The 9,095-nt window shown below is 68.3% G+C and carries 8 protein-coding genes; 6 read left to right on the top strand and 2 right to left on the bottom strand.

The window, feature by feature from the left end; all coding sequences use genetic code 11:
* The first annotated feature begins 199 nt into the window (after positions 1–199).
* Positions 200–2,248: an ATP-dependent DNA helicase gene (locus tag M2299_RS19930; protein ID WP_105164526.1), complete on the top strand. Its 2,049-nt coding sequence runs from the start codon at positions 200–202 to the stop codon at positions 2,246–2,248.
* Between the two features lie 9 nt (positions 2,249–2,257).
* Positions 2,258–2,971 carry a tRNA (adenosine(37)-N6)-threonylcarbamoyltransferase complex dimerization subunit type 1 TsaB gene (tsaB, locus tag M2299_RS19925; protein WP_025877742.1) on the top strand — a complete coding sequence of 238 codons (714 nt, stop codon included), beginning with the start codon at positions 2,258–2,260 and terminating at the stop codon, positions 2,969–2,971.
* A gap of 565 nt (positions 2,972–3,536) precedes the next feature.
* On the opposite strand, the gene M2299_RS19920 is transcribed toward tsaB, so the two are convergent.
* Positions 3,537–4,421 (bottom strand): energy transducer TonB, encoded by an 885-nt coding sequence (locus tag M2299_RS19920; protein ID WP_032974976.1) that lies wholly within the window; start codon positions 4,419–4,421, stop codon positions 3,537–3,539.
* On the bottom strand, positions 4,421–5,368 hold the full coding sequence (gshB, locus tag M2299_RS19915; RefSeq protein WP_280884880.1) for a glutathione synthase: 948 nt from the start codon (positions 5,366–5,368) through the stop codon (positions 4,421–4,423). Before gshB ends, M2299_RS19920 begins: the two co-directional genes overlap by 1 nt.
* A gap of 240 nt (positions 5,369–5,608) precedes the next feature.
* Between gshB and pilG the strand changes: the two genes are divergently transcribed.
* From pilG to M2299_RS19895, 4 genes are read left to right on the top strand one after another with little or no spacing between them, the layout of a single operon-like run.
* The gene (gene pilG / locus M2299_RS19910; protein ID WP_005418455.1) at positions 5,609–6,010 is read left to right on the top strand and encodes a twitching motility response regulator PilG; all 402 of its coding nucleotides are present in this window, start codon (positions 5,609–5,611) and stop codon (positions 6,008–6,010) included.
* Between the two features lie 18 nt (positions 6,011–6,028).
* Entirely contained in the window at positions 6,029–6,391 is a 363-nt protein-coding gene (locus M2299_RS19905; protein ID WP_025877749.1) for a response regulator, read from the top strand.
* Positions 6,391–6,921: a chemotaxis protein CheW gene (locus M2299_RS19900; RefSeq protein ID WP_025877750.1), complete on the top strand. Its 531-nt coding sequence runs from the start codon at positions 6,391–6,393 to the stop codon at positions 6,919–6,921. The genes M2299_RS19905 and M2299_RS19900 overlap by 1 nt, the downstream gene beginning before the upstream one ends.
* A gap of 41 nt (positions 6,922–6,962) precedes the next feature.
* On the top strand, positions 6,963–8,999 hold the full coding sequence (locus M2299_RS19895) for a methyl-accepting chemotaxis protein (RefSeq protein WP_059064855.1): 2,037 nt from the start codon (positions 6,963–6,965) through the stop codon (positions 8,997–8,999).
* The last annotated feature ends 96 nt before the right edge of the window (positions 9,000–9,095 follow it).

Below are 9,095 nucleotides of genomic sequence, written 5' to 3'. Positions count from 1 at the left end.
GTGGGGGGGGGCCGGGCGGGGTGGCCCCGGCCCCCCCCCCCGGGGTTTTGGGGGCCCCCCCCCCCCCAACCCCCCCCCCCCCCCGCCAGCCCTCAGTACAACCCAGAGCCATGAACAAACGCTGTTGCCGTTGTTGTTGCCGTTGCTCCGGCTTCAAACGGGTGCCGGGCAGCGCCCGGCCGGGTATCCTTTCCACCTGATGTCCGACCTTGTCCATGCCAGCCGCGAAGCCCTCAGCGAAGGCGGCGCGCTCGCCTCCCATCTGGATGCGTTCGTTCCGCGTCCTGCGCAGCTGCGCCTTACCGAGGCCATTGCCGCGTCGATGCAGCAGCGCGACCTGCTGCTCGCCGAAGCCGGTACCGGCACCGGCAAGACCTTTGCCTACCTGGTGCCGGTGCTGCTGTCCGGAATGCGCACCATCATTTCCACCGGTACCCGTGCGCTGCAGGACCAGCTCTACCACCGTGACCTGCCGCGCGTGCGCCAGGCGCTGGGCGTCGGCCTGCGCAGCGCGCTGCTGAAGGGGCGCAGCAACTACCTGTGCCGCTACCGCCTGCAGCAGGCACGCGGCGAGCCGCGCTTCTCCAGCCCGGAACAGGCGGCACAGTTCCAGCGCATCCTGGCCTGGTCCGGTCGCTCGGAATCGGGCGATATCGCCGAACTCGATGGCCTGGCCGACGACTCGCCGCTGCTGCCGATGGTCACCTCCACCGTCGACAACTGCCTGGGCAACGAGTGTCCGTTCTGGGATGACTGCTTCGTCGTGCGGGCCCGCCAGCGTGCCCAGGCCGCCGACCTGGTCGTGGTCAACCACCACCTGCTGCTGGCCGACCTGGCGCTGAAGCAGGAGGGCTTCGGTGAACTGCTGCCCGGTGCGCAGGCCTTCGTCATCGACGAAGCCCATCAGCTGCCCGAACTGGCCGCGCAGTTCTTCGGCGAAGGCTTCGGCATGCGCCCCTGGCAGGAACTGGGCCGTGACTGCCTGGTTGAAGCGCGCGGCGTGGGTGGCGCACAGTCTGCACTGCAGGAACCGGTCGATCATCTGCAGCAGGCATTGTCTGCACTGCGTGCTGCGATGGAGGGGCTGCCCGCGCGTGGCACCCAATGGCGCGCGCTGGCAATGCCGCAGGTACGCGAGGGTTTCGATGCGGTGATGTCCAGCCTGGTGGTGCTGGAGCTGGCATTGCAACCGCTGCGCGAAGCCGCTGCTGGCCTCGATGCCTGCCATGCGCGCGCACGTGAGGCGATTTCGCGGCTGGGCCGTTGGCTGGGGGATGAAGAACCCGCGCTCGACTTCGATGCCGATCCTGCAGAAGCGACCGCCGTCGCTGGTGACGTGCTCTGGTATGAATTGACCGCGCGCGGTTTCCGCTGCCAGCGCACGCCGATGGATGTGTCCGCACCGCTGCGCGAACATCGCGAGCGCAGCCATGCCGCATGGATTTTCACCTCCGCCACGCTGACCGTTGGCGGTGGCTTCGAGCACATCGCCACGCGCCTGGGCCTGGATGATCCGCAGACGCTGGTACAGCCCAGTCCGTTCAACTGGCCCGAGCAGGCACTGTGCTACCTGCCTGAAGGCCTGCCGGATCCGGCTGCGCGCGGTTTCGGAACCGCACTGATCCAGGTCCTGCGTCCGGTGCTGCAGGCGTCGCAGGGCAGGGCGTTCCTGTTGTTTGCTTCGCATCGTGCGCTGCGCGAGGCGGCCGAGGCGCTGCGTGATGGGCCCTGGCCGCTGTTCGTGCAGGGCGAAGCGCCGCGCGCGACCCTGCTGCAGCGTTTCCGCGAATCCGGCAATGGCGTGCTGCTGGGCTCGGCCAGCTTCCGCGAGGGCGTGGATGTGGTCGGCGAGGCATTGAGCGTGGTGGTGATCGACAAGCTGCCCTTCGCCACGCCCGATGATCCGGTGTACGAAGCGCGGCTGGATGCCATACGCACCCAGGGCGGCAATCCCTTCCGCGACGAGCAGTTGCCGCAGGCGGTGATTGCCCTGAAGCAGGGCGTTGGCCGCCTGATCCGCAGCGAGACCGACCGTGGCGTGCTGGTGCTGTGCGACCCGCGCCTGCTCAACCGGGGTTATGGCAAGGTCTTCCTGCAGTCGCTGCCGCCGTTCCGGCGAACCCGGGCCCTGGCCGATGTGCAGGCCTTCTTTGCGCCACAATGGGCGCCCGTGGCGGATGCCGCTGCCCCGACCGCCGCCGTGGCGGGGCCGGAGCCGGCTCCCGGCGCCACGTTCCCCCTGTTCTGACCCGATCCGATGAAACTGCTCGCCTTTGAAACCGCCACCGAAGCCTGTTCCGTAGCCCTGCATGTCGATGGGCAGGTACGGGAACGCTTCGAGATCGCCCCCCGCCGGCATGCCGAACTGAGCCTGCCGTGGGCGGAGGAGCTGCTGGCCGAGGCCGGCATCAGCCGCCGCCAGCTGGACGGCATCGCGCTCAGCCGTGGTCCCGGTGCGTTCACCGGTGTGCGCCTGGCGATCGCGTTGGCGCAGGGCATCGCGCTGGCGCTGGATCGGCCGTTGCTGCCGGTGTCGACGCTGCAGGTGCTGGCGCTGCGCGCGCCGGTGGAAGAGAAGCAGATCCTGTCGGCGATCGATGCGCGGATGGGCGAGTTGTACGTGGCACGCTTCGAGCGCGTGGATGGACTGCCGGTGGCGCGGGATGCCGAGCGCGTGTGCGTGCCGGCGGCGGTGTCGTTGCCGGATGCTGCGTCCGTCTACGGCGTCGGCACCGGGTTTGCCGCGGCCGAGGGCGCGCTGGTCGCGCAGCTGGGGGCTGGCCTGCGCCGCTTCGATGCAACGGCGCTGCCACGTGCAGCGGATGTGCTGGCACTGGCGGTACCGGCGTTCGCGCGCGGCGAAGGCATTGCGCCGGAGAAGGTCGAGCCGGCGTACCTGCGGGACAACGTGGCGCTGACGCTGGTCGAGCAGCAGGCGGCGCGGGATGCCAAGGCGAAGGCCAACGGCTGAGCCCCTCGTGGCGGGGTGGTGGGTCGCTGACAGCAGAAGCCGTGGGTTGGCCGGGCGGGTGGGCTGCGCAGGGGGCGCCGTGAATACGTCCATGTAGGCTCGGGCGCGCCATCCATGGCGCTTACGCCCCTGCGCAGCCCACCCGCCCGGCCACGGACAGTTTCCGTTCGCGTTCGCCACGGAAAATCAAAAAAAATCAAATTCAAAAGCCGGTCGCTTCGCTCGCATCCACGCATGGCGTGGATCTACCGTGCAGGCATGGCGTGGATGCATCGTGTCGACCAAGGTCGACAGCTACCAACAGCAAAGATGCGCCGCGATCTGTCAGGGGTGGGGCGGGGGGGGGGGGGGGGGCCCCGGGGGGGGGGGGGGGGGGCCCCCCCCCCCCCCCGCGGGGGGGTTGGGGGCGGCGCCCCCCCCCCCCCCCCCGCCCCGCCAAACCGAACAGCCCAACCGCCGCTCTTGATCTTGACGTTGCAGTTGCCGTTGCCGTTGCCGTTGCTGTTGCTGTTGCTGTTGCTGTTGCTTCCAGCGGGTCCCGGGCCGCAGGCCCGGGCAGAAAACCTCACCGGTCGTCGCGCAGTTCGCCACCGGGCAGGAACACCCACGTGCGCGTGACCTGCAGGATGTCGATCTGGTCTTCGCTGTCGGGCAACGGCGGGAACGGTTGCGCCAGCTGGATCACCCGCAGCGCGGCCTCGTCCAGCAGCGGCGTGCCGCTGGACTTCAACACCCGGCTGCTTTCCACGCTGCCGTCGCGGCGTACCCCCACGCTGATCACCACCTGGCCACCCAGCCGGCGCTGCCGCGCTTCGTCGGGGTAGTTCAGGTTGCCGACCTGCTCGGCGCGGTCCACCCACGCACGCAGGTAATTGGCGTAGGCGTACTCGCGCGTGCTGGCCGAAACGAATTTCCGGTTCGGGCGCTTGGCGTACTGCGCCGAACGCAGGTGCACTTCCGCCGCCAGCCGCGCCATTTCAGCATCGCGCTGTTCGCGCGCGGTCATCGGTGCATCCGGTGTTGGTTGCAGCGGAGTAGGGCGCGACTGCGCCACGGCCACGGTGTCCTGGCCATTGCGGCTGCTGACCACCCGCGCCTGCGGCGGCGGCACCGGTGCTGCCGACTGCTGCTGCTGGGGTACCGGACTGATGCCGGCCTGGGCCTGCGGCACGATGCCGGCCTGGTTGTCGCGGGGGCGCTGCGCACGATCGTGCTCGCCACCGCCTTCCTGGCTGGCGGCAGCCAGGAAATCGGCCTGCTTCGGGGTCAGCGCGGTGCGGGTCTGGCTGAAGATCACTTCCAGGGTCGGCACCAGGGGCGCGTCGCCTTTCACGGCAAAGCCGACCCCGAGGATCAGCAGGGCGTGCACCAGCACCGACAGGGCGATGGTGGCGCCCAGCCGCTGCGCTTCACGCGCCGGTGGGGCGAGGACGGCAGGTGCGGCATCCATCAGCGCAGATCGGCCTCGATCGCGTCGAACAGGGTGCCGGCGATGTTCAGGCCGTACTGCGCGTCCAGCTCGCGCACGCAGGTCGGACTGGTCACGTTGACCTCGGTCAGGTAGTCGCCGATGACGTCCAGGCCGACGAAACGCATGCCGCGACGCTTCATTTCCGGGCCGACCTGGGTGGCGATCCAGCGGTCGCGTTCGCTCAGCGGACGGCCTTCGCCGCGGCCACCGGCGGCCAGGTTGCCGCGGAACTCATCGCCCTGCGGAATGCGCGCCAGGCAGTAATCGACCGGCTCGCCATCGACCAGCAGGATGCGCTTGTCACCGGCAGTGATGTCGGGAATGAACTTCTGGGCCAGGGCGAGCTTGCGGCCGCCGTCGGTCAGCGTTTCCAGGATCACGTTCAGGTTGGGGTCGCCCTGTCCGCTGCGGAAGATCGAGCGCCCGCCCATGCCATCCAGCGGCTTCAGTACCGCCTGGCCGTGTTCCAGCGCGAAGGCCTTCAGTGCCTTGGCGTCGCGGCTGACCAGGGTCGGTGGGCAGCACTGCGGGAACAGCAGCGCGGCCAGCTTCTCGTTGTAGTCGCGCAGGCCCTGCGGGTTGTTGACCACGCATGCACCGGCGGCGGCAGCGACATCCAGCACCTGGGTGTCGTAGACATACTCGGCGTCGACCGGCGGGTCCTTGCGCATCAGCACGATCTGGCCGGGACCGAATTCGGTCCGGCTGAATGCGCCCAGCTCGTACCAGCCGGCCGGGTCGTCGCGCACCTGCAGGGGGGCGGTCCAGGCCACGGCCACCCCGCCTTCCAGCGCCAGCCCGCCCGGGCGCACGTAGTGCAGGGCATGGCCGCGGCGCTGGGCTTCCAGCAGCATGGCGAAGGTGGTGTCCTTGGCGATCTTGATGTGGGCGATGGGGTCCATCACCACGATGACGTTCAACGGCATGGGTGCACCTGTCAGGCAAGGCGTTGATGGTAGCGGCAACGCCGGCCGTGCGCCTCCCCGGCGATGTGCAACGCAGCGTCCCTTGCCGGGCTGCGCAGTGATTGCCAATCCGGTCACGTTCAGCCCGGCGCCACGCCCCGCGCCACGGACCGCCCTTGAAGCGGGCGCGGGAAGTGCGATATAGATACGCTTTCGCAGCGGCTCCCGCCAAAGATTGGGCCGTGCGCTTGGGGAATGGCAATGACTGAAAACACGACTGCGGGCGGGGAGCTCGCAGGACTCCGGGTGATGGTCATCGATGACTCGAAGACCATCCGCAGGACTGCGGAAACACTGCTGAAGCGCGAAGGCTGCGAAGTAGTGACCGCGACGGACGGTTTCGAGGCCCTGGCCAAGATTGCCGACCAGCAGCCGCAGATCATCTTCGTCGACATCATGATGCCGCGCCTGGATGGCTACCAGACCTGCGCATTGATCAAGGGAAACCAGCTGTTCAAGGCGACCCCGGTGATCATGCTGTCGTCCAAGGATGGTCTGTTCGACAAGGCGCGGGGGCGCATCGTCGGCTCGGAGCAATACCTGACCAAGCCATTCACGCGCGAAGAACTGCTGGGTGCCATCCGCACATACGTCAACGCCTGACCAGGGGGGAAAGGCACAATGGCTCGTATCGTCCTGATCGAGGATTCACCGACCGACCGCGCGGTGTTCACCCAATGGCTGCGCCGTGCCGGCCATGAGGTGCTGGAAGCGGACAATGCCGAAGATGGCCTGCAGCTGGTCCGCGACCAGGTGCCGCAGCTGGTCCTGATGGACGTGGTGCTGCCGGGCATGAGCGGATTCCAGGCGACCCGGGCGATGGCCCGCGACGCAGCGATCAAGCACATCCCGGTCATCATCGTCAGCACCAAGGCGATGGAAACCGACAAGGCCTGGGGGCTGCGCCAGGGTGCCGCCGACTACATCGTCAAGCCGCCGCGCGAGGAAGAACTCATCGCCCGGATCAACGAGCTGGTGGCCTGATGCGCTCGCCCTTCGACATTCTTGAAGCCTACGAACGGCGCAGCCTGGCCCACGCGGTGCAGCTGCCCGGGCGGCAGTTCGCCCAGGACCTGTGGCGTGGCGTCGGTTTCCGTGTTGGCCAGCGTCGGCTGGTGTCCGATTTCCGCGAAGTGGTGGAGATCGTGCCGATGCCGCCGGTGACCCCGGTGCCCTGCGCGCAGCCGTGGCTGCTGGGCGTGGGCAACCTGCGCGGCAACCTGTTCCCGGTGGTCGACCTGAAGTACTTCCTGGAAGGAGCGCGTACCGTCCAGCAGGAAGGCCAGCGCGTGCTGATCATGCGCCAAGCCGGTGGCGACGTCGCCCTGACCATCGATGAACTGTTCGGCCAGCGCAGCTTCGAGCTGACCCAGCAGATCGAGGCCGGTTCACTGGCCGAGGGACGCTACGGCCACTTCGTCGATCGCGCTTTCCATGCCGATGGCAACGATTGGGGCGTGTTCTCGCTCTCGCTGCTGTCGCGTACCCCTGAATTCCGGCAAGCCGCGGCCTGAGGCCGGGCATCGCCCCCTGCATTGAAAATCGAGGTTGAACGATGAGTACTGCTTCGGATGCCACCAAGTCCGGCAAGCTGCGGCTGGGCGGCAGCAACCTCTGGCTGGCGCTGCTGGCCCTGTCGATGATCCTGTTCGGTGTGAACACCGGCGTGTCCACCTGGCAGGGCAGCCGCCTGGCCGATGCCGGTTCCAAGGCCGCGGACCTGCAGGTGCTGTCGCAGCAGCTGGCCAACCAGGGCCGTGACGCGGTCGGCGGCAACGCGCAGGCCTTCACCGCCTTCAAGGCCACCCGCAACGCGATCGAGCAGAACGTGTCGACCCTGCAGGGCCGCTACGGCAACGAGCCCGGCGTGTCCGGGGCGATCTCGACGCTGGCCGACACCTGGGCGCCGCTGGGCAAGCAGGCAGGCCAGCTGGTGGCCAGCGAACCGGCAGTGCTGGCCCTGGCCGGCAACGCCAACAACTTCTCCGGTGCGGTGCCGGGCCTGCAGGCCCAGTTGAACGAGCTGGTGCGTGCGATGTCCGCCTCCGGCGCCCCGGCATCGCAGGTCTACAGCGCCCTGCAGCAGGTGGTGGTGGCCGGTTCGATGGCGCGTCGCGTGACTGAAATCCGCGCCGGCGGCACGGCTGCGGCCGCTGCCGGTGACGCGCTGGCCCGCGACATCACCGTGTTCTCGCAGGTGCTCGACGCGCTGCGCAATGGCAACGAGGATCTGGGCATCACCGCAGTACGCGGCGCTGCCGCCGTCGCTGCGCTGGAGCAGTCACAGCAGAAGTGGCAGGCGATGAAGCAGGACGCCGACGCGATCCTGGCCAGCTCGCGCCAGCTGTTCGCCGCGCAGTCCGCTGCCTCCGCACTGGGCCAGGGTTCGGCGAAGATGCTGACCGACAGCCGCAAGCTGTTCGAAGCCTTCTCCTCGTTCGGTTCGGTGTCCGACACCCGCCTGTTCCCGAATTTCTGGATCGGCGTGGTGTCCGGTGCGCTGTCGCTGATCGCGATCATCGGTTTCGTCTCCACCAACGTGCGCAGCCGCTCGCGCGAGCAGGAACTGCGCTACCAGACCCAGGTGGAGTTCAACAGCCGCAACCAGCAGGCGATCATGCGGCTGCTGGATGAAATCTCCTCGCTCGGTGAGGGCGACCTGACGGTGAAGGCCTCGGTGACCGAGGACATGACCGGCGCGATCGCGGACGCCATCAACTACGCGGTGGATGAACTGCGCCACCTGGTGACCACCATCAACGACACCTCGGCCAAGGTCGCGCTGTCGACCCAGGAAACGCAGGCCACCGCGATGCAGCTGGCCGAAGCGGCCGGCCACCAGGCAAACCAGATCACCTCGGCGTCGGACCGGATCGGCGAAATCGCCGCCAGCATCGAACAGGTATCGCGCAACTCGGCCGAGTCGGCCGACGTGGCACAGCGTTCGGTGGTGATCGCCGCCGAAGGTGCCGGCGTGGTCCGCGAGACCATCCAGGGCATGGACCAGATCCGCGACCAGATCCAGGAGACCTCCAAGCGCATCAAGCGCCTGGGCGAATCTTCGCAGGAGATCGGCTCGATCGTGGAACTGATCAACGACATTTCCGAGCAGACCAACATCCTGGCATTGAACGCGGCCGTGCAGGCGGCTTCGGCCGGTGAAGCCGGTCGTGGTTTCGCGGTCGTGGCCGACGAAGTGCAGCGCCTGGCAGAGCGCACCTCCGGTGCGACCCGACGTATCGAGAACCTGGTGCAGGCCATCCAGGCCGACACCAACGAAGCGGTCACCTCGATGGAACAGACCACCGCCGAAGTGGTGTCCGGTGCACGCCTGGCCGAGGACGCCGGCACCGCGCTGACCGAAATCGAGCGCGTGTCCAACGCACTCAATACCCTCATCAAGAACATCTCCATCGCCGCCCAGCAGCAGTCGTCGGCGGCGTCGGACATCACCCGCACGATGGGCGTGATCCGCCAGATCACCGGCCAGACCTCGCAGGGTGCCGGGCAGACCGCCGAGTCGATCGGTCACCTGGCGCAGCTGGCGGCCGACCTGCGTCGTTCGGTCGCCGACTTCAAGCTGCCGGCGTGACACGGGCAGGGCGGCGAGCAAGGAACCAGTCGATGAAGCATTTCCATTCCCCACGCCAGGATCCGCGCGACCGTCGCGCGGCGGCGACCGGAGCGC

The organism is Stenotrophomonas sp. 1278 (assembly GCF_029892765.1).
GTDB classification, from domain to species: domain Bacteria; phylum Pseudomonadota; class Gammaproteobacteria; order Xanthomonadales; family Xanthomonadaceae; genus Stenotrophomonas; species Stenotrophomonas indicatrix.
This window is presented reverse-complemented; position numbering and strand designations above follow the sequence as displayed.